This window comes from Pseudorhizobium banfieldiae, assembly GCF_000967425.1.
GTDB classification, from domain to species: Bacteria; Pseudomonadota; Alphaproteobacteria; order Rhizobiales; family Rhizobiaceae; genus Neorhizobium; species Neorhizobium banfieldiae.
The window spans coordinates 996,316-1,016,951 of the sequence record NZ_FO082820.1; the positions used below are offsets into that span (position 1 = coordinate 996,316).

The 20,636-nt window shown below is 59.6% G+C and carries 18 protein-coding genes and 1 other annotated feature; of the genes, 11 read left to right on the plus strand and 7 right to left on the minus strand.

The window, feature by feature from the left end:
• Window positions 1-86 precede the first annotated feature (86 nt).
• Both NT26_RS04835 and NT26_RS04840 read right to left on the minus strand, forming a co-directional pair.
• Window positions 87-3,185 carry a P-loop NTPase gene (locus NT26_RS04835; protein WP_052637685.1) on the minus strand — a complete coding sequence of 1,033 codons (3,099 nt, stop codon included), beginning with the start codon at window positions 3,183-3,185 and terminating at the stop codon, window positions 87-89.
• A gap of 54 nt (window positions 3,186-3,239) precedes the next feature.
• A protein-coding gene (locus NT26_RS04840) for an IS3 family transposase (RefSeq protein WP_152338539.1) occupies window positions 3,240-4,471 on the minus strand; the annotation gives its coding sequence in 2 pieces (ribosomal slippage) (window positions 3,240-4,180 and window positions 4,180-4,471; 1,233 coding nt in all).
• Window positions 4,071-4,187 (minus strand) — a sequence feature (AL1L pseudoknot). (Overlaps the previous gene by 117 nt.)
• Before the next feature lie 222 nt (window positions 4,472-4,693).
• Between NT26_RS04840 and NT26_RS04850 the strand changes: the two genes are divergently transcribed.
• On the plus strand, window positions 4,694-5,344 hold the full coding sequence (locus tag NT26_RS04850) for a hypothetical protein (protein WP_156157127.1): 651 nt from the start codon (window positions 4,694-4,696) through the stop codon (window positions 5,342-5,344).
• A gap of 159 nt (window positions 5,345-5,503) precedes the next feature.
• On the opposite strand, the gene NT26_RS23375 is transcribed toward NT26_RS04850, so the two are convergent.
• On the minus strand, window positions 5,504-5,695 hold the full coding sequence (locus NT26_RS23375) for a helix-turn-helix domain-containing protein (protein WP_082077638.1): 192 nt from the start codon (window positions 5,693-5,695) through the stop codon (window positions 5,504-5,506).
• Window positions 5,696-5,763: 68 nt separating this feature from the next.
• Entirely contained in the window at window positions 5,764-6,954 is a 1,191-nt protein-coding gene (locus tag NT26_RS04855; RefSeq protein ID WP_052637689.1) for an IS481 family transposase, read from the minus strand.
• A gap of 192 nt (window positions 6,955-7,146) precedes the next feature.
• On the opposite strand from NT26_RS04855, the gene NT26_RS22670 reads away from it, so the two are divergent.
• Window positions 7,147-7,311: a hypothetical protein gene (locus NT26_RS22670; protein ID WP_156157128.1), complete on the plus strand. Its 165-nt coding sequence runs from the start codon at window positions 7,147-7,149 to the stop codon at window positions 7,309-7,311.
• Between the two features lie 222 nt (window positions 7,312-7,533).
• Here the strand turns inward: NT26_RS22670 and NT26_RS04860 are convergent, their stop codons facing one another.
• Window positions 7,534-8,469 (minus strand): sugar-binding transcriptional regulator, encoded by a 936-nt coding sequence (locus NT26_RS04860; RefSeq protein WP_052637690.1) that lies wholly within the window; start codon window positions 8,467-8,469, stop codon window positions 7,534-7,536.
• Between the two features lie 172 nt (window positions 8,470-8,641).
• Between NT26_RS04860 and NT26_RS04865 the strand changes: the two genes are divergently transcribed.
• The 8 genes from NT26_RS04865 to NT26_RS04900 all read left to right on the plus strand — a co-directional run bounded on the left by NT26_RS04865 (window position 8,642) and on the right by NT26_RS04900 (window position 16,769).
• Complete coding sequence (locus NT26_RS04865; RefSeq protein WP_052637691.1) at window positions 8,642-9,352, plus strand: HAD family hydrolase; 711 nt, start codon at window positions 8,642-8,644, stop codon at window positions 9,350-9,352.
• 120 nt (window positions 9,353-9,472) lie between these two features.
• Entirely contained in the window at window positions 9,473-11,107 is a 1,635-nt protein-coding gene (locus NT26_RS04870; RefSeq protein ID WP_052637692.1) for an ABC transporter substrate-binding protein, read from the plus strand.
• A gap of 109 nt (window positions 11,108-11,216) precedes the next feature.
• Window positions 11,217-12,215 carry an ABC transporter ATP-binding protein gene (locus NT26_RS04875; protein WP_425287724.1) on the plus strand — a complete coding sequence of 333 codons (999 nt, stop codon included), beginning with the start codon at window positions 11,217-11,219 and terminating at the stop codon, window positions 12,213-12,215.
• Between the two features lie 48 nt (window positions 12,216-12,263).
• Window positions 12,264-13,202: an ABC transporter ATP-binding protein gene (locus NT26_RS04880; protein ID WP_052641874.1), complete on the plus strand. Its 939-nt coding sequence runs from the start codon at window positions 12,264-12,266 to the stop codon at window positions 13,200-13,202.
• Between the two features lie 10 nt (window positions 13,203-13,212).
• Window positions 13,213-14,139 (plus strand): ABC transporter permease, encoded by a 927-nt coding sequence (locus tag NT26_RS04885; protein ID WP_052641875.1) that lies wholly within the window; start codon window positions 13,213-13,215, stop codon window positions 14,137-14,139.
• An 11-nt stretch (window positions 14,140-14,150) separates the two neighbouring features.
• Window positions 14,151-15,032, plus strand: a complete 882-nt coding sequence (locus NT26_RS04890; protein WP_052637693.1) for an ABC transporter permease — start codon at window positions 14,151-14,153, stop codon at window positions 15,030-15,032.
• A 36-nt stretch (window positions 15,033-15,068) separates the two neighbouring features.
• Entirely contained in the window at window positions 15,069-15,818 is a 750-nt protein-coding gene (locus NT26_RS04895; RefSeq protein ID WP_052637694.1) for a glycerophosphodiester phosphodiesterase family protein, read from the plus strand.
• 36 nt (window positions 15,819-15,854) lie between these two features.
• Complete coding sequence (locus NT26_RS04900; protein ID WP_052637695.1) at window positions 15,855-16,769, plus strand: TIM barrel protein; 915 nt, start codon at window positions 15,855-15,857, stop codon at window positions 16,767-16,769.
• Between the two features lie 134 nt (window positions 16,770-16,903).
• On the opposite strand, the gene NT26_RS04905 is transcribed toward NT26_RS04900, so the two are convergent.
• Both NT26_RS04905 and NT26_RS04910 read right to left on the minus strand, forming a co-directional pair.
• The gene (locus tag NT26_RS04905; protein ID WP_065814514.1) at window positions 16,904-17,650 is read right to left on the minus strand and encodes a sulfite exporter TauE/SafE family protein; all 747 of its coding nucleotides are present in this window, start codon (window positions 17,648-17,650) and stop codon (window positions 16,904-16,906) included.
• A 34-nt stretch (window positions 17,651-17,684) separates the two neighbouring features.
• On the minus strand, window positions 17,685-19,406 hold the full coding sequence (locus tag NT26_RS04910; RefSeq protein WP_052637696.1) for a thiamine pyrophosphate-requiring protein: 1,722 nt from the start codon (window positions 19,404-19,406) through the stop codon (window positions 17,685-17,687).
• Between the two features lie 181 nt (window positions 19,407-19,587).
• Here NT26_RS04910 and NT26_RS04915 point away from each other — a divergent pair, with 181 nt between their 5' ends.
• Complete coding sequence (locus tag NT26_RS04915) at window positions 19,588-20,544, plus strand: TAXI family TRAP transporter solute-binding subunit (RefSeq protein ID WP_052637697.1); 957 nt, start codon at window positions 19,588-19,590, stop codon at window positions 20,542-20,544.
• The last annotated feature ends 92 nt before the right edge of the window (window positions 20,545-20,636 follow it).

Sequence of the window (20,636 nt, forward strand, 5' to 3'; positions counted from 1 at the left end):
GGATCGGCAAAACCTGTGCCTGTAATGCGCTACCTGACATTACACTGCACTGACGCAGCTTTGTGCCTTATCCTAAGCCCGACCTGTCACGCGAGCGCAATCGAGGTTGCGACAGGTCCTTTCCGATTGAAGCGAACCGAGAAATTCACATTTGTGCCGATCACAATGTCCTCGAACTCTCCGTCAATCAAGTTAGATTTGTGGGCCAACATCTCACGAGGATATCCCCCCGCTCGGATGAAAAACATGTGGCCAGATACATTTTGGACATATCCGGAAAGCCGGGGGATGCGCTTGGTGAAAATTGTCTCGTGTGTGGCTGCGGTTGACCGGAAAGCAGAAGGTGCTTTCAAGTCAATCTCTCCAAAGAGATCAGCAGCTTTTGACATCTCTCCCGTCGAAAACAAAAATTGCGCCAACTCGAAACGAGCTTCGTAGTTCGCATCTCCGGGAGAGTAGGCACGGCGAAGATGGCCCTCGATGGTGCTGTCATCGCCGGAATGACAAGTAAGGTGGTGTCTCGCGATCTCAGAGTGGATCGCCTTATCGTCAGGGTTTGTCGCCAAAGCGTCATTCAACACCTGAAGTGCCTCTTCGCGTCCGCGCTCCCGATAGATGCGAGAGACACGTATCGCCGCACCAGAGCCGCGGGGGTTCAATCGGAGCGCCTTTTCCAGCGCCCGGAGAGCGCGTTCCTCCTGGTCTAGTTCGTCTCGAAACCTAGCCTCGACCTGGATAATATCGGGATCATCCGGAAACTGTTGTAAGGCTAGACGGATACGGCTCTCCGTCTCTCTCGTTTTTTCTGCGAAGAACACAGCCTGATGCTCGGCGGGATCGTCGCCAAGCTCCCGCTTCAGTTCGGCGATCTCGTCCACTAGAAGTTTGCACCTACTCGATACTGCGAAACGATTGTTGCTCGACAACGCATCAAGGCGTTCGCGCGCACGTCGACGCAATTGATCCTTCAAAAGTGGTGAGTCCACTTTGGTGGCACGAATACGATCAATCTCAGCCTGGGTATGAATGACAGCGGTGTTCTTGTCATCGATTAAGCGTGCTTCGTTTGCCCGACGTTCGGCCTCCTCCACCGAGCCACGAGGATGATGTAGTTCGAAAAGCGCCCACTGCTGATAAAGGAAGGCCTGATTAGGCGCGACTGCGACGGCTGCCTCAAAGATTCTGCGGCCGTGAGCAGGTTCGCCAAACGCGTCGGCCAAGCTTCGGCCTTTCGTCATCTGTTCGAGCGCGTGAGAATCCGACGAATATCCGAAGTCCAGGCCGGTGATGAGCCGTGCGAATTGGTCCGCCTTCTGTTCATCTGAAGCGCAAGCCTGTCGAAACACAAGTTGGGCAACCCTTGAATGGCGAGTCCGATAGCTGTAATCCTTACTGTACCGATCCGTTTGTGCTTGGATGATGTTCTGTAGAGGGGCGAAGAATTTCTCTTGATAGTCTTCGAATGTAATCCCCGAGATGCGCGATATTGTACCAGCACGCGCACTAACTGAGAATTGATGCATTGTCGCGATGTCCAAGTACAGTTGCCGTGCTTGCTCTGGACTAATCCGTTGGTGTTCTTGCCTCAAAACTTCCTCGAAGGGCTTACCTAGAGTCAGCTGGTGGAGCGCGACGAGAAGTTGGCGTTCTGCTACGGTTTCGAAAAGGCGAACCTGTGCGTCTCGCGGTTCCTTTTCCAACAAACCAAGGCATTGGTGCTTTTGAAGGAGATCGATCAACCCATCGATCTCTCTGCGCGAAAGATACCTCACCTTGAGTTCAGGTCCGGGAAAGCGGGTTTCCAGCTCACCGCAGTAGGTGTTCCAATCGGCGTCGCGTTCAGCACCGACAACGACAAGTGGCAGCTTAGAAGTGCTCGGATGCTTCAAGAGCGCCATAATGCCATCAATGTGAAGCGCGACATCGTCAATAAAGAGATAGATCGTTTGGCCGGAAAGCTCGTAGAGCTCGAGAAAGACCTCAGGCCTTAATGCTCCTGAGGGATTGAACCATAGAACTAAGGCGTTTGATGACGTCGCAGCCTCAAATGCGGATCGCTTCAACGCGACGGTCTTCCCTGACCCTGCCGGACCTTTCACGCTCACGAAGACTGGGCCCGTTGGGGCTTCATTTTCAAGTATTGTCTTGTAGAGGATATCTTCCTCAACCTGTCGTCGGACATCAAGACGGTTCACGATTGCGCCCCATCCGGTGTCGTAGCCGGAGTAGAACTGCTCGGCGCTCTGTGCCTCATAGGGCATTCCCGCGTGGACGAATGTCAAGTCCGTCCGCAGGGAGCGATTCGTGGCATCTGATTCCAGCGTCCGCGACTTGAAAAAGCGACGTATGGGAAAGTCCGCGACGTCTGCCGCTTGACTCAATCGTCTGAAGAGTGGGGGCACCGCTTGGTCGAGTGCATTCATAAACTCACCAAAGTACGACTTGATGAGCTCCACGTTCTTGGTGCCCCAAAATGCCACGTCTTCGGCTTCCACGTTCGGCGTCACCATGTACCATCGTGGACGCTTGCCGGGCCCAAGACTGTATATAAGGTCTCGAATGTGGGCATCATCGAGCCTATATCCCACGAAGATAAAGGTATGCTCAAAGGCAAGGTCTTGTAGCCGGAGAAATAGTCTTTTGCGGTTCGTTGAATAGGACGAGTAGACTTCCCGTGACAGAACCGGAGGTATCCCCGTGTCATGGATGTGGTTTAGGCAACCGTGAAGCTTGAGGTAAGGTACCGGGTTCGCTTCCTCCCGCAGACGCTCATCAATAGGCTCGTCGTCTTTGATGAAAGGCACGATTTGCTGGATACGGTTGGACACATCTCGATAGGCCTGCTCTACGATGGTGTCATAGTTGGTCGTGGCGATTGCTCGCCATGGGAACGTCGGGATGAGCTTGTGCGCCTTTTGAGGTGCAAAGCCAGTGAATGCCTGGCGCACCTTTTCATATACCTGAGCGGACGAACCACCCGCCGCAATAGCCATCTCAGCTACGGCCATGACGTCCCGGTTCGGCATTTTCTTACTGAAGAAATGCTCCGCCAGGATGTCGCGCAACTGGTTTGCGTCGGGTGGTGTCCTATCCTCGGCGTTCCTAGCTTCTTTCGACGCCCCAGCTCCAAGGAACAAGACGCATCGTTGCCCTTTAACCGCTTCCGCCAGCTGGCTTGTTACCATTGGCAGACTTCGCTTTGAACCGCCCCGGCTTTGCCGGAGACCGTTTGGTTTAAGTTATGCGGCCATAGCTGGTGCGTCCAGCATGGCGTAGTATCGTTCTTCTGCCTCTGCTGGCGGAATATTCCCGATGGGTTGCAGAAGACGGCGGTGGTTGAACCAGTCGACCCATTCGAGCGTGGCGAACTCCACGGCTTCGAAGTTGCGCCATGGTCCTCGCCGATGAATGACCTCGGCCTTGTAAAGACCGTTGATCGTTTCGGCGAGAGCATTGTCGTAACTGTCGCCAACGCTTCCGACAGACGGCTCGATGCCTGCCTCCGCCAGCCGTTCGGAATAGCGAATGGACACATATTGCGAGCCGCGGTCGGAATGATGAACCAGCCCGCCACGTTTGACGGGCCGCCGATCATGAAGCGCCTGGTCGAGGGCATCGAGCACAAAGCCCGCATGGGCTGTTCGGCTTGCCCGCCAGCCGACGATGCGGCGGGCGAAGGCATCGATGACAAAGGCCACGTAAACGAAGCCCTGCCAGGTCGCGACATAGGTGAAATCGGATAACCACAGCATGTTCGGCGCTGGAGCGAAGAACTGTCGGTTCACCCGGTCTAACGGGCATGGAGCGGACTTGTCCGTCACGGTGGTTTTGACTGGCTTGCCGCGAATGACGCCTTGAAGCCCCATCACTCTCATAAGCCGAGCGACGGTGCAGCGGGCGATGTCGTAACCTTCTCGCTGCAACTGCCGCCAGACTTTCCGCACGCCATAGACCTGGAAATTCTCATTAAACACCCGGCGTATCTCGATCTTCATGGCCATGTCGCTCCGGGCACGGGCCGACAAGCGATCCACGTCCGTGCGCTTGGCGAGGACCTCATAATAGGTGGACGGGGCAATCGGCAGCAGTCTGCAGATAGGCTCGACCCCGAGCACCGAGCGGTGTTCGTCGATGAAGCAAATCATCGCTTCAGTGGGCGGTCGAGCTCCGCCCGGGCAAAATACGCCGAGGCTTTCCGTAGAATCTCATTCGCCTGACGAAGTTCGCGGTTCTCCCGCTCCAGAGCCTTCATCTTCTGCGCTACGTCACTCGGCAAACCTGCACGCTTGCCGCTGTTGACCTCGGCCTTCTTCACCCATTCATGGAGGGTATGCGCCGAGCAGCCGATCTTGGCCGATATCGATGATACCGCCGCCCAGCGCGATGAGTATTCGGCTTCATGTTCCGTCACCATCCGAACGGCGCGGGCGCGGACTTCAGGAGAAAATTTGTTCGTCGTTTTGCTTGTCATAGACCCTACTTCTCACGAGTTGGGGTCTCCGGCAAAGCCGGCGCGGTTCACTTCGCGTCCATGGCTCCCCCTAGCCAACGAGAAAAAACTTCCCGTGTACATTTAGTCGAAAGAAGCCGTTGTTTCTATATTCCACTTGAGGTTGTTCTGCATCATGCGAAAATATGAGCCGCGGATGGCTGTTGATGGATGACAGTGCCATCGGAAACCGAGATGGGAAGGATGCTCAAACGTTACGAGGATGCAATGCGAAGCGCTGCCCGTTTAGTCGCAGACGTCGACGCGGAGGTCAGAAGAAAACTGGTGTCGATCAAAGGCAGAGAGGAACGATATACTGAGAAATTCGTGACGCTCCTGGAGGACCGGTTGGATGGTTTCTCGGATGGTGGAATAAAATGGAATGTAGCCACCCATGTCTCAGACAAACAATCAGGACAGGAGACCCGCACGGGCGCGGATATGTTTATCAGCTTGACGATGACGTTTGACGGCGTTTGGGTGCAAAAAGGTGTCCAGGTTCAGGCGAAGATAAACAAGAACAAGAGGTATGGCATAGCGTTTGACAAACCGGTGCGCCTTTACAAGCAGGTTGCGACCATGCTGAACAATTCCGAAGAATCCTACGTCTTCGCGTATGGGGAGCACGGTACGAAGGTCATCCGTGCGCGTTCGATCCAAGACGTAGCGCCGCACCTCATCACGGACTTAACGACGGAACATACTGCGGACTTCTTCTTCGATTTCTTCATCTGCAAGGTGGGGGATCATAGCTTGCATGCCAATGATCTAGCGAGTCTGCAGCGACTTGTACGACAGCTTGAGTACCGGAGCGCGGTGGCGATTTCGGCTCGACCGGCCGCCTTCGACAGATGAGCACTCCGATTGTACTCACAGCCACCTGTGACGCTCTCCGAAACTAAGACCGCTACTGGCGTTGCTAAAGTGGCCGGCGCGCTGCTGAAGAACTAACCGCTGATGTAGCGGCAGCGCAGGGCGAACTGGTGGGCCACTAGGAAGGTGCGAAATCATGTTTTATTTTCCGCGATCGGTCTGCAAAGAGCGATAAACAGTGCTCTTTCCGATCCCTAGTTTACGAGCAATGTCTTTGGTCCGGACGCCCTGCTGATACATGGCTGCGATCTTGTCTTGAAGTCGCAGCGCAATGCTGGGCTTCGCTATTGAACTTCGTAAAACTCTGATTTTCCATTGATTTTCAGAGTTCATTTTATTATTCCGCCTCTCCCGCCACGTGATTTTGTGTCCGACCCGGAGACATAGGTAACGGTTTGTCCCTAAGACATGGGTGACAACCTCGTGCCGAACGGGTTGTCGATGGTTTGCAATGTTCTCTGCTCCAGGTCGATATATCCGAGATCATAGTGCATGAAGCTGACGAGCCAAATGCCGTCGTCGACTTCCTTGAGCCCGAGCCTCTGTCCGGCCAGCACCGTCGAGATATTGATCTTCTTGCGATGGATGCAAAGCCGCCCGCAGTTGGTGACGATGGCGTCGCGATCGTGGAAGGGATAGTCGATGTCCGGCAGGCCCTGATAGAGTCTGGGCGATGTGGTGTAGAGCTCTGCCGGTACCTTCATAGACAGCGCCTCATGCGGCCGTTCTTCATTGAATTCGCTGACGAAACCGTCGAAACGCATCTGCTGCTGCAGGATATTGCGGCCCGGCGGCCTCGTCGCTTCCTTCTTGAGCGTCAGGTGCATGCGCTCGTGGCGGCCGTTCTCCTGCGGGTGGCCGGGACGGATGCGCTCGAGGGCGATGCCGAGCCTGAGCCACCAGACCGAGAGCTTTGACAGATTGTAGAGCCCGTTGGGACTGGCGAAGGGCAGGCCGTTGTCGGAGCGGATCGCGGCCGGTAGGCCCCGCTCGGCAAAAACCCGCCGAAAGGCCTCGAAGACACCCTGTTCGCGCGTCGATTCGAAGGCCTCGCAACACAGAAGATAGCGCGAGAGCTGGTCGGTGATCGTCAAGGGGTAACAGTATTGGCCGTTGCCCAGCTTGAACTCGCCCTTGAAGTCGGCGCACCAGAGATCGTTGGGACCAGGTGCTGCCGATAGCTGCGTGCCGACGGCCTTGTTCGCCCGGTTCCTCTTGCGGGCCTGGCTCACAAGGCCATGACGATCGAGTACGGCGTGTACGGTGCTCTTTGCCGGAATGCGCACATCGCCGGCCAGCCGTTTGACGAGCAGTTCCCTGATCTTCCTGGCACCCCAGTAAGGCTTCTCCTTCTTGAGGCGAACAATCATCGCCTCAACCGTATCCGGCAACTGGTTGGCATAGCGCACCGGCCGTCGGGATCGATCGGTCAGCGCTTCTAGGCCATCATCCTTGTAGCGGTTGAAGATCTTGTAGCCGGTCTTGCGCGAGATGCCGAACGCTCGGCACACCTCGCTCATGCCTCCGCCCTCAAGCAGCCGGGCGACAAATCGTAGACGTTCCTCCATGACCGAAGTCTCTCTCCACGGCATCGACACCTCCCGACAAAGTCGAAAAGTGTTACCCATGTCTCCGGTACGAAATGTCACCTATCTCCCAGGTCGGACATTGTGATAACAGATTGATGGTGTCGGCTGTCCTGGCGGGACCGCGGGGCTTGTACCCACAGAGGAACCCCGTCACATGATTATCTGACCAGAGGCTCAAGCGGATCGTGCACGTGGTTGAAGCCACCGGACCACGACATCATGTATTTCCTGCTGGGTGAAACAGAGACGATCGCGCGGGTGAGGCGAGAGGCGCGGCTGGCGGAAGGTTCGCCCTTCTGCTTCCACGTCGATCTGCACAAGGCAAAGCTATTCGACCCGACAACGGGCAAGCAGTTCTAGGTTCACCCTCCGCCAGCCGTTTCCTGAGCGACGCATCCGCAGTTCGCTTTCCGATCTCGCCATTGACAGCAAGCTCGGAGGCTGCGATCTCGTCAGAGATTAAGTTGGGTCCGGCCGGTCACAGGCCAGACATTCGGACTCGTGCCGCGGTCGTTCAGCAGACGAAAAATGCCAGTTCCTGCAATGGACGAGTCCGCGATGCCAGCGCTTTACCGCACATGCTCAGTCACGCAAAAGGAAACGAGCACTATCCGCGTCTGTCACGACCGCAGTTGCGAGCCGTGCGTTGAGCACAGCAAGAAGGATTGCATGCTTATGGTGGCCACCCGACGCGATGGTGCGGAAAGGAATGGCGCGATAGGAATCGAGATCGGGCGAAATCACCTGGCGGTTCAGGGGGTGATCGACCGGGCAACCTTGGGCATCGAGGTAGCGTCCCAGCAGATCGCCTACGGCGCCGGTGGCTACGAGTTCGCCAATGCCAGTCTGTACCGGCAGACCATAGCGAACCTGGAGAGATCTCCCAGTCACGTCACCGACGCTTAAGAAGGAAACATCAACGGCCGTCGCCTCGCGCAGGAATTCCTGGAAAACCGGCTGGGCCATGATCTGGGTGTGTGCCTTCTCGCTGCCGGCATAGATCGGGGCGGCGAAATAGTGACACTTGGCGCTCAGCACCTTTGCGAAACTGTGGACGATCTCGAAGGTATTGATCTCTGAGCCGCGGGTCAGGCCGCCCATCAGCGAGCGAATGCGCATCTCGGGCTCGTTTGCTCCTGTCATATGATGCACCGTCTCGCATAACGTGGCACCCCAGCCCACGCCGATCGAACGTGGCCTGCGGCTCTGGATCAGCCGATCGAGGAAGCCGCCAGCGGCCCGGCCGATGATGGCATGCATGTAATCCGGATTTGACGGCGTCGGTGCTACGACCGCATGTTCCAACCCGAAACGTCGGCAAAGCTGCGCCTCCAAATCGACATTCTCGGCTAGCGAGGAGTTGAAACTGATGCGCACGACTCCTCTCTCCATCGCCTCGCCCAGAAGCTCATTCACCCGCCGCCGTGTCAGGTTCATGCGCTCGCCGATCTGCGCCTGGGTAAGCCCCTCGACGTGGTAGAGCCATGCCGCCCGCACCATCAGTTCCTGATTTTCCACGCTTTGCTCCGATCAAATGTCACACCTGTGTAACATATGTAACCTACGAACGCTGCATCAACGACCGAGGCTAATGGCACATGTCCACAAGCAGATCGGAAGAGCAATTCGATGACAGTGCGTCTGCCTTGTCGGAAGCATCACGTCTGGTGTGAACAAACAGTGGAACGGAATGACTGTAGAGCTTCTCATATTCGATTGCGACGGCGTTCTGATCGACAGTGAGCCGGTCGCAAGTGCCGCCTTGTGGCAGGCGCTCAACGATGCCGGCGTCTCAATTTCTCGGCCGGAGGTGCATCGTCGCTTCACCGGCTATTCCGAGATCGACGCGCACCGAATCTGTATCGAGGAACTGGGCCTGGCAGAACCCGCATCCGTCTTTGCCGGTCTTCGAAACGCTCTATATCCGGAGTTCGCGCGCTCGCTTTCTCCGATGACAGGCATGCCTGCTCTCGTCCGATCCTTGTCGGTTCCAAAATGCGTCGCTTCGAACAGCGGTATTGAGCGCCTGCAAAACAGCCTCGGCCTCCTCGATCTGTGGCACGACTTCGCACCGCATATCTTCAGTGCCGAAATGGTCGAGGCGCCGAAGCCCGCTCCGGATCTCTTCCTGCATTGTGCCCGTGAGTTTGGCATCGATCCGAGCCGCTGCCTCGTCATCGACGACAGCGCCCACGGCATTATCGGTGCCGTGGCGGCCGGCATGCGCGCAATCGGCTTCGTCGATCCCGCTGATCCGCGTCCGGACCGGCCAGGTGTATTGGCTGAGGCCGGGGCGGTCACAGTCGCGACAGGTGCCTTCGAACTCCAGAAAGCCCTCGAAGGGTTTCTCCCTTCCGCTGTGTCTTCGCAGCTCGGTCCGACGCTTGCGGTGCCGGCCTGACCATTGCGCGTCGCGGCCTCCGCGGCACGTCATCGAAAATTCACGAGCCCATTAACAAACCGACATTCGAGAAGCGCAGGAGAACTCGCATCTCGAATATCCCAACCCAGGAGGTTATCGATGCTTTCCATTAACCGACGCGGCGCGCTCGGCCTTATCGGGGCCGCCACCGGCAGCCTTATCCTTCCGCGCATGACCTTCGCTCAGGGCAAGCGCCCCTCGGTGACCATAGCGGTGCAGAAGATCACCAACAACAATACGCTCTGCGTCTGGAACGAGCAGTCCAATGTTGGGGAGCGGGTCTTCTTCCCGAACCTTTGGGAGGGTTTGATCAACCGTGACTGGATGGGGAACCAAGGCCCCGTCGCCGGCCTTGCGACCAAATGGAAGCGCATCGATGACAAGACGCTCGAGTTGAAGCTGCGCCAGGGCGTCAAGTTCCACAATGGCGACGAGTTGACGGCCGAAGATGTCGTCTTCTCCTTCTCCAAGGAGCGCGTGTTTGGTGAGACTGAGCCGAAGGGCGGCAAGACGATTTTCGCCGATGACCACAAGCCGACGACCGCCAAGGAACTGCCCGCTTCCGTCCCCGGCATTGGTCGCCGTCTGTGGCCGGCGCTCGCCGGCGTCGAGGCTGTCGACAAATACACAGTCCGCTTCCACAACACGACGCCCGACGTCACGCTCGAAGGTCGTCTCTACGCCTATGGTAGCCAGATCGCCAACCGTCGCGCCTGGGACGAGGCTGCATCCTACACCGAGTGGGCGCGCAAGCCGATCACCACGGGCCCCTACATGGTCGCCGAATACAAGCCGGACGTCTCGCTGACGCTCGTCGCCTTCGATGAATACTGGGGCGGCCGCCCACCGCTCGAAGAAATCCGCTTTGTCGAGGTCCCGGAAGTCGCCTCGCGCGTCAACGGCCTGCTGTCGGGCGAATATGACTTCGCCTGCGACCTGCCGCCGGACCAGATCGCGTCCGTCCAGTCCGCATCGGGTTTCGAGGTTCAAGGCTCGACGATCCTCAACCATCGCATTTCCGTGTTCAATACGCAGAACCCCGTGCTTGCCGATCCGCTGGTGCGCCGCGCTATGACCCACGCGATTGATCGTCAGGCGATCGTCGAGGCGCTGTGGGGCGGTCAGACCGTCATTCCCGCCGGCCTGCAGTTCGACATCTTCAAGACGACGGATATGTTCATCGATGGCTGGCAGGTGCCGGAATACAATCCGCAACTCGCCCAAGACCTTTTGAAGCAGGCCAACTACAAGGGCGATGCGATCCCCTTCCGCCTGCTCAATAATTACTACACCAACCAGACCGCTAACGGCCAAATCATGGTCGAAATGTGGAAGCAGGTAGGCCTCAACGTCGAGATCCAGATGAAGGAGAACTGGGCGCAGATCCACGATCCGGAAGGCGTAAAGGGCGTGCGCGATTGGTCGGCCTCGGCAAATATCAATGATCCGGTGACGCCGATGGTCACCCAGTTCGGTCCGAACGGCGAGATGCAGCAGAAGAAGGACTGGACCAACGCCGAGATGAACGAGTTGTCGGTTGTGCTGGAGACTTCCACTGACCGGGCGCTGCGCAAGAAGGCCTATGCCCGCATGCTGGAAATCTGCGAGCGCGAAGACCCGGCCTACCAGGTCCTGCACCAGAATGCCGTCTTCACCGGTATGAAGTCCTCGCTCAAGTGGAAGGCAGCACCCGCCTTCGCCATGGACTTCCGCTCCAACAACTGGACGATGTGATCGCTCCAGCTCGATCCGGCGGCGCAGGCGCCGCCGGATTTGCCCTTCCAGCAACCGCAGCGGCGGGCCAAGGGCCATGCCGCATCAGGCCTTGAAGAAGGTGACCGCAATGAGCCCCAATCTCGTGGAACTTCGCAATCTGAAGGTCGCCTTCGACGGCGTTCAGGTCCTGCACGGCATCCATCTCGACGTGAAACCCGGCGAGGCGCTGGGCCTGGTCGGGGAATCCGGCTGCGGCAAGTCGGTGACCTGGCTTGCGGCGCTCGGCCTGCTGCCGGGCAAGGCGCGTGTCACCGGTTCGGTCCGCGTCGAGGGGCGCGAGGTCTGCGGGGCGCCGCGCCAGGCGCTCGAGAACGTCCGCGGCGGGCGCATCGCGATGATCTTCCAGGACCCGTCGAGCTCGCTCAATCCGGTCATCCGCATCGGCCGGCAGATCACCGAGGCACTCACGCTTCATCGCGGCCTCCGAGGAGAAACTGCGAGGGCAGAGGCACTCCGGGTCATGGACATGGTCGGCATTCCAGATGCCCGCCGCCGCTTCGATCTTTATCCCCACGAGTTTTCCGGGGGCCAGTGCCAGCGGCTGATGATTGCCATGGCGCTCGCCGGCGAGCCCGACCTGCTGATTGCCGACGAGCCTACGACCGCGCTCGACGCCACCATCCAGGCGCAGATCCTCGACCTGCTCATCCAGCTCCGCGCCGAGACCGGGATGGCCACCGTCTTCATAAGCCACGACCTCGGCGCCGTTTCGCAGGTCTGCGAGCGGGTTTGCGTCATGTATGCCGGCCGCATCGTTGAGCAAGGCACGATCGCGCAGCTCTTCTCGGAGCCCCGGCACCCGTATACCCGCGGCCTCTTCGATGCGATTCCGCGCCTCGATGGTCCGCGCGACCGGTTGATCCCGATCCCGGGCACGGTGCCCAATCCGAAGCATCTGACCGCCGGCTGCGCCTTTGCGCCCCGCTGTGCCCATGCGGCGGCCACCTGCGATTTTCAACGGCCGGCTCTCGACCTGCTTGATGACGGGCGGCACCTGGCATGCTTCAATCCTGTGCCTTTCGCCAAGACTGTGCCTGTCCGCCAGAAAATGTTGGAGGGTGTCTAGGTGGCCGCTCCGCTCATTGAGGCCGAGGGACTGACACGCGTCTACGAGATGCGGCGGGGGCTCTTCGGTAAAGTCACCCCGGTGCGAGCCGTGGACGGCGTGTCGCTCAAGGTGCTGCCGGGCGAAAGCCTCGGCATCGTGGGCGAATCTGGGTCGGGCAAGTCGACGCTCGGCCGTATGCTGCTGGGTATCGATCCTGCGCAGGCCGGAACGGTGACCTTCGAGGGCGAGCCCATGCCAGCATTCGGCACCGTTGAATGGCGTGCGCTGCGGGCTAAGATGCAGCTTGTCTACCAAGACCCGCTGGCGGCGCTCGATCGGAGGCTCACGATCGCGGCCCAGATCCGCGAGCCGCTGGATATCCATAATGTTCTCGCCAGTGAAGAGCGGACGGCGCGCGTTGAGGCGCTGATGACCGCCGTTGGTCTTCGTTCAGACCAGGCGGACCGATATCCGCATGAACTGTCTGGCGGACAACGACAGAGAGCCGTGATCGCCCGGGCGCTTGCTGCCCGTCCCAAGCTGATCGTCTGCGACGAGCCGGTCTCTGCACTCGATGTCTCGATCCAGGCGCAGGTGGTCAACATGCTGCGTGACCTGCAGGAGGACAACGGCATCGCCATGGTCTTCATCAGCCACGACCTGAAGGTCGTGCGCAATATCGCCGACCGCGTCGCGGTCATGTATCTCGGACGGATTGTGGAGGAGGCGTCTTCCGATGTGATCTTCGCTTCGCCGCGTCATCCCTATACTCAGGCGCTCGTCTCCAGCGTGCCGGTTCCGGGGCAGCCGTTGAAAGGCCGGATGATCCTTCAAGGCGAGCCACCAAACCCCGCCAGCCGGCCCTCCGGCTGCGCCTTCCATCCTCGCTGTCCGCTGGCGACCGCGCTTTGCCGCAACGTAGTGCCAGAGCTTCGGACCCTTGGCGACGGGCGCACCGCTGCCTGTCACCTCGTTGAAGGCGCTAATGCGCCGATTGCCGCCTGAGGAGACGTCCGTGATTCGCTTCGTCCTCATCCGCCTGCTGCGTGCTTTCGTCACCATCCTCGCCGTGGTGACCTTCGCCTTCATCGTGCTGCGCATGTCGGGCGATCCGGCGCAGGTCATGCTTGGACCCGACGTGCCGCAGGAGGCAGTCGACGCCTTTCGCCGCGCCTGGGGTCTCGATCGGCCACTGTGGGTTCAGTACTTCGCCTACATCCACTCGATCTTCACCGGCGATTTCGGCGTGTCCATGCGGGACAAGGCCTCCGCCTTGCGGCTGGTACTGGAACGTATTCCGGCGACACTCCAGCTGACGATCCCGGCCCTGCTGCTGAAGCTCTTTATCGGCATTCCCGCCGGGGTCTATGCCGCACTTCACCGTCAGAGCGCGATCGACAGAGGCGTTATCCTTCTCGCTATCCTCGGCTTCACCATCCCGTCCTTTGTGATGGGCCTTCTGCTGGTGCTGATCTTCTCGGTAAGCCTCGGTCTGCTTCCCTCCGGTGGACAGGACACCTGGCTCCATGGCCTGCTTCCGACGATCACCATGAGCATCGGCGGCATCGGCATCCTAGCCCGGTTCTCGCGCAGCGCGATGATCGAGGTGATGGGTCAGCCCTATATCCGCACGGCGTCGGCGAAAGGCGTTAAGTGGTCGGACGTCGTGTGGAACCACGCCCTCCCCAATGCTGCAGTTCCGATCATCACCATTGTCGGCTTCATGGTCGGCTCACTGATTGCGGGGGCCGTCGTGGTGGAATCGATCTTTTCCTGGCCAGGCATCGGCCGACTGCTGGTGGTGTCCGTCAGCAACCGCGACCTCGCCGTCGTCCAGTGCATCCTCCTGATGATCGCCGCCACCATGGTGATATCGAACCTGATCGTCGACCTCTTCTATGGCTGGCTGGATCCTCGCCTCCGTCACCAGACCGCTCACTAGGAAGACACGGTATGACCACTGCAGAGATTGGCCGCCCCCATGCTCCCGCGACCCGCCGGCCAGGCTTCGTCGCAGCGCTCCGTCGCCACGTGCCTTTGTCGATCGGACTAGGCGTCCTGTGGCTGGCAGCCATGCTGCTTGTCGCAATCTTCGCCGACTACCTTCGCCCCTATGGCATCACCGCCATGGACCTCACCAACCGGCTGTCAGCACCCGGCAATCCGAAGCATTGGCTCGGCACCGATGAGCTTGGGCGCGATGTGCTTGCCCGTCTGATCCAGTCCATCCGGGTTTCGCTGGTCATCGCCTTCAGCGCGACGATCATCTCGGCCGTCTTCGGAACGGCGCTCGGCTTCGCCGCAGCGAAGTTTCGCGGCGTCGTCGAGCATGTCGTGCTCGTCCTGGCAGATTTCCAGGCGGCGCTGCCTTTCCTCATCATGTCGCTCGCCGTGCTCGCCTTCTTCGGCTCTTCCATGGTGCTGATCGTCTGCCTGATGGGCTTCTACGGCTGGGAGCGCTACGCGCGCATCGCGCGGGGACTGGCCATCTCGGCAAGCGCGCAAGGTTATGCCTCCGCCGTTGTGCAACTGGGGGCCTCACCCTTCAGGGTCTATTTCCGCCATATCCTCCCGAATGTCGCCTCCACGCTGATCGTGTCGATGACGCTGACATTTCCCGAGATTATTTTGATGGAAAGCGGCCTGTCGTTCCTCGGCCTCGGCGTGCAGCCGCCGGAGACCAGCCTCGGCAACATGGTCGGCTTCGGCCGAGAATATCTGACGCGCGCGCCCTGGATCATGCTCGCCCCCGCCTTCGTCATCATGCTGACGACGCTGTCGATCTCGCTGGTCGGCGACTGGCTGCGGGACAAGCTCGACCCGACCGTTCGCTGACCCACCAGGAAGTTCCACACATCAGGACCCGATCTCATGACCTTCATTACCGGCCATCGCGGCGCCCGCAATCTCTGGCCCGAAAACTCCCTCCAGGGCTTCCGCAACGTGCTGGCGCTGGGCGTCGACGCCGTCGAATTCGATGTTCATCTGACCGACGCCGGCGAACTCGTGGTCATCCACGATGCGACGCTGGAGCGCACCGCCGAAGGCGAAGGCCCCGTGCGCGCGCTTTCGTCCGGTGCCCGTCGTGCCACCCGGCTCAAGGGTAGTGACGAGATCATTCCCACGCTCGGCGACGTTCTTGATGTTCTTGGTTCGGCCGAAGGCCTGCCGCTGCATGTCGAGATCAAGAGCGACCAGAACGGCGCGCCGTACGTCGGCATCGTGGAGAAAGTTGTTGCCGAACTCGCGGTCCGCGGGCTCGATCAGCGCAGCTATCTCACCTCGTTCGACGTTTCCGTGCTGGAAGACTGCCGCCGCATCGCGCCCGGCATCAAGCGCCTCGTCTCGGTCAACGCCGCCTGGGCCGAAAGGCAGGGCGGCTTGGGGTCGTTCATCGACGGCGTCGACGGATTGGTCGACATCGTCGCCATCCATCACGAGCTGATGGATACCGAATGGGAGTTGGTTTCCGGTTGCCTGCCGCTCGAGCGTCTTTGCGTCTGGACGCTCAACGACGAGACGCTGATAACGAAGTGGCTTCGCCGCGGCATCGGGCATCTCACTTCCGACAGTCCCGACCTTGCACTCAATCTGCGTCGGGCCCTCTCTTCCGCCGCCTGAACCCCTTCGTTTTCACGCAACACCTGGAGATCAATCATGGGCAATATCATCGCGACCGGCTTCAATGCCGGCTCCACCAACGGAGAACTGGAAAGCCTCGAAGCGGACCTTCGCGCCCTTGCCGAAATCGACGTAGACACGGTCGAGCTGGGACTGACCACACTCGACCTGATTGCTGGCGGCCGCATCATCAGGGATCGCGCCAACCGTCTCGTCGCCCTCACGAAGAAATTCGACTTCCGCTATACGGTGCACGGCCTTGTCTCGTCGAATTTCATGGATCCGGTGACATGCCGTTACCAGATCGACGCTGCCAAGGCGCTCATCGAACTTTGCGATCGCGTCGATGCGCGTGTCCTCGTCCAGCACGGCGGTTGCCTGCGCGCCGACCAAATCTTCGACCGCGCTGCCGCCGATATCCGTGAGCGCGAAGCCCTGCTGGAACTGGCCGAGTTCGCAAAGCCCTACGGCGTGCGCATCGCGCTGGAAAATATCTTCACCACCGAGCCTGGCCAGTATCGCCAGACGCCGGCGGAGGTAGCCGAGACGGTAAAGGCCGTTGATCATCCCAATGTCGTGGCCCTCATTGATTTCAGCCACGCCTATATCGAGTCGACCTATCGCGGCCTCAACTTCCTCGAACAGATCGCTGCCATGGCCCCTGTCGCGGGCCACCTGCACCTGCATGACAGCTTCGGACGCCCGCAGGGCTTCTATAAGGGCTTCCACCCTCAGGAGAACACCGCCGTGGGCATCGGCGACCTGCACATGCCGCTCGGCTGGGGCGACATCGACTGGGAGAGCATCTTTGGCGAACTCCAGTTCCTGCCAGGCACGGTTGCGATGATGGAGATTGGTGCCCGTTACCGCGCGGAACAGCCTGAAAGCCTTGAGCGAGCCCGCGGGTTGATGGCGATGAACAATCGGGAAAAGGCGATGGCGGCAGAATAGGAGGCAGTGGCTCGTCCAATGCAGGACAGAGACGGCCAGCACGACTGCACTGACTGTCTAACTGGTGGCGGCAGCAAACCATACAGGAAGTAGTCTGGCTCCGGCATGTCGCGCTGGCCTCTGTGTACCCTTCTTCACCCGACGGCACTCCAGACCAACTTGACGGCGAGGCCGGCAAGCAGGACCATTATCGCGCGGTCGAAGGCAGCCGGTGAAAGCCGTCGTGCGAGCGCAGCACCTGCCGGCATGAAAAGCAGGATGGGCATGACAGCCACAAGGCTCGCAGCGAGCAGTCCTGGCGAAAGCAGCCCGACAAGAGCAAGTGTGGGAACCTGAACCAGGGTCATCGTCACGAAGAATAGCGAGATGGTGAAGACATAGGTTTCGCGCTTGAGCCGCATCGCGTTGAGATAGGATATCGATACCGGCGCCGAAATACCGGAGGACCCCTGAAGCAGCCCTGCAAGGAAGGCAGCCGGAGCGGCATAGCGTTCTGCTGCGCCCATGGCGAGGCGCCAGTCGGGACGGGCGAGCCGCAAGATCAGATAGGCGATCACTGCACCGGCAACTGTCAGTGAAAGTGCCTCGTGCGGCAGCCATGCCAGCACGAAAGTGCCGGCGAGAGCCCCGGATGCGCCGACGCCGGCGAAGATCCACGCGAAGTTGCTGGGTAGTCGGTCCCGCCGAAACCGCCAGCACTGCCACACATTCGGCAAGAGGTTCGGCATCATCATGATCACAACGGCAAGTTTGACATTGAAGATGGCGGCCAGCGCCGGCACTGCCAGGATCGGTGCGCCAGCGCCCGTGGCACCTTTAAGAATCCCGCCCAATGCGAGGCAGACGAATATCAGCGCCAATTGGCTCAGGTCGATCGGCATTTCGGTCGTACTCTCGTCCTTTCCTCTGGTGCTCTCAATGGGTGTCTGACAACGCCACTCGCACATCCAGCATCGCTTGCCGCCGCTCATTTTTAATGACTGCTACGGCGCGTTCCAGTGCAGCCGGAAGATCCCTGCCGTCTTCCACCTTCTCCACATAGGCGCGGCTCGCGGCGGCGATCATGGAATAATCGGGCGCCGGCTCGAGCGAGGTAAGCGGCATCGCATTCGATCTTGCTGCGACACCGTCGGGATAACTGTTGATCACCGAACGGCGCACAGCGTTCCACATGCCGTTATTCTTGACGATCGTGAGGATCGGCAGCGAGAGCGCCTCCGCGATCTGGTGGCAGGCCGGAGGATTGGCAAACATGTAGGATCCATCGCCGACGCAGGCGATCACCAGTCTGTCGCGGTCAGCCAATTGGGCCCCGAGCGCGGCTGGCAGGGCCCAGCCCAGGCCACCGGAATGGGGATTGCTGAATATCCTGTTCGGCCCTTTTATCCGCATCGCGGAAGGAACGACACCGAGTTCGCCGAAGACCACGGCATTCTTGTCCATTACCTCTCCGATGCAGTGGCTCAGCCACTCTGAACTCATCGGCGAGCCACGGCCTGCCAGGGCGGCTTCCTGCGCCGCCGCCAGGCGCATTTGCGAGCGGCTGCGGATGTCGCTGCCCCGAACCTCTGCGGATGCGTCGGCCGTCGCCATTGCCAACCGGATGGCCTTGACGCCAGCGCCTGGATTCGTGGTGATTGCAAGATCGGCCTGATACCCTCGAACCGGCATTCGCACGAAGTTTGGGTCGGCACCGATGTGGATGATTTTCGTCGCTTCCTCGGGGCGATGCAGCGTTTCCATCCATGGCACGGCGCTGTCCACCACCAGTACAACATCCGCTTCGGCAAGCGCCCTCTTGACGTCATAGCCCAAGAACATCGGATGGTCCGACGCCATGATATTGCGGATCGAGAAAGGTTCCGCCACGGCTATGGAATGCGCCTCGGCAAGCGCGGCAATCTCGGCGGCAACGCGACCTTGAGGGTCGCCCCGCTGGCATAGGATCAGCGGGTTCTTCGCCCCACTCAGCCAGTCAGCCGCTTGCCGGATGAGGTCCGGATCCGGATAGGGATCGGAAGACGTGCAGACATCGGCGGCCGGTCTTGCTGCCTCCTCCTTGATTGTCTCCATCAGGGGTTCGCGCGGCAGGCTGATATAGACGGGTCCGCGAGGCTCGCTCATGGCAATGCTAGCAGCCCGCAATGCCAGCATGTCGCCCTGTTCGGGGTAACGCAGCTCATAGCTGAATTTCGTGACATCGCTGACGAGCGAGGCCTGGTCATACATCTCCTGACCGTACTGGATCGGCGTCATGCGCGCGCCCGGACGGCCGCTCTCCGTGATGGGTGTACGGCCTGACATCATCACGACGGGGATATTGTCGCTCGCGGCGTTGATGATCCCCATAGCGGAGTTTGCCAGCCCCACATTGACATGCACCATGACGGCTTGCTGTTCTCCGGTCACCAGATAGTAGCCGTGGGCCATCGCAACCCCGGCCGTCTCATGCGGCACCGTCACCGCTTGCGGCACGATGTCGGGGTCGAGCCAAGCGAGAGCTTCGATGATAGGTGGAAAGTCGGTACCGGCGTTCGCGAAGACGTAGTCGATGCCGGCGCGCTTCAAGCCAAGCAGAAGGTTTTCGGCGCCAGTGTGACCCGCACGGGATGTATACGACCGCTTGCGGCTTTTCATCTTCACCTTCCTCCAATCTCATCTATTGGGTCCACGGCGACCCAGACGTGGACGGCCCAGAAGGAAAAATGCGCTTGTAAACCTGACAAATGCAAGTGCATAGTGAGGTCACAATCTCTCTTAATGGGATTTTGGAGCGCTTGGGAGTGGGGCGCTATCTCAAACAGCCGGAGGAGAAGCCATGAAATACGTCATGAGAATGTTCACGCTGGCCGCTGGTCTTGCATTCGGTACCGCTGCAATGGCGCAGACGGTCGGTATCGCGACGTCCAATCCTGGTTCCATCTTCCACAATATAGGAACGGCAGTCGCGAATGCGGCCAACAAGGCGGGTCTCAACGCAACCATACAGCCGGCAACAAGCCCTAATCAGTATATTCCATACGTGGCCTCGGGCGGGATCGAATTCGGCGCCGCCAATCTCCAGGAAGTCAACTATGCGCTGGAGGGCAAGGCCTGGTTTGAAGGATCCGCCAATCCTGATCTGCGCATTGTTGGGCTCGTTATGCCGTTGGTGGAAGCGATCTTCGTTCGCGCCGACTCCGACATCCGCTCCATCGCGGATCTGCGCGGCAAGCCTATGGTCGATGGTTACACGGCTCAGAATACGATTCTGCCGCAGCTTGACGCAATCTATTCGACCGCCGGGATGACAAGAGCCGACATGCAGCCGGTCCAGGTTCCAAGCGTTGTCGCAGGAGCTGATGCGTTCATTGCCGGCGATTCCGTCGGCTTCATCTTTGCCCATGGAGCAGGGAAGGTGAGGGAGGCAGATGCGGCGGTCGGAGGTCTGCGTGCGCTTCCGGTTGAGCCGACGGAGGAAAACCTCAAGAAAGCCCGCGAGCATTGGCCGGTTGCGTTCTTCGCGGAGTTGTCGCCAGGGCCAAACGTGCCCGGCGTCGAAGAGAAAGCGACCTATTTCGCCTATCCGCAGGTGATCTTCACGCATGCAGGCGTAGACGACGAAACCGTCTACAAGCTGACGAAGGCGCTATACGAAGGCAAGGAGCAGATGGCTCAGACCTTCCCGCCGTTCAACGCTTTCAAGCCGGAGGACATGGCAGGCGATATCGGCGTATCGCAGTTCCATCCAGGTGCGATCCGCTTCTATCAGGAAATGGGTATCCTGAAGCAGTAAGCACCGAAGGCGAACCCTTGCCGCACGGCGTGAGGGAAGGCTTTGCACATGTGGACAGGGCTCGCAATCGCCAGTTCGGATGCCAATACTCA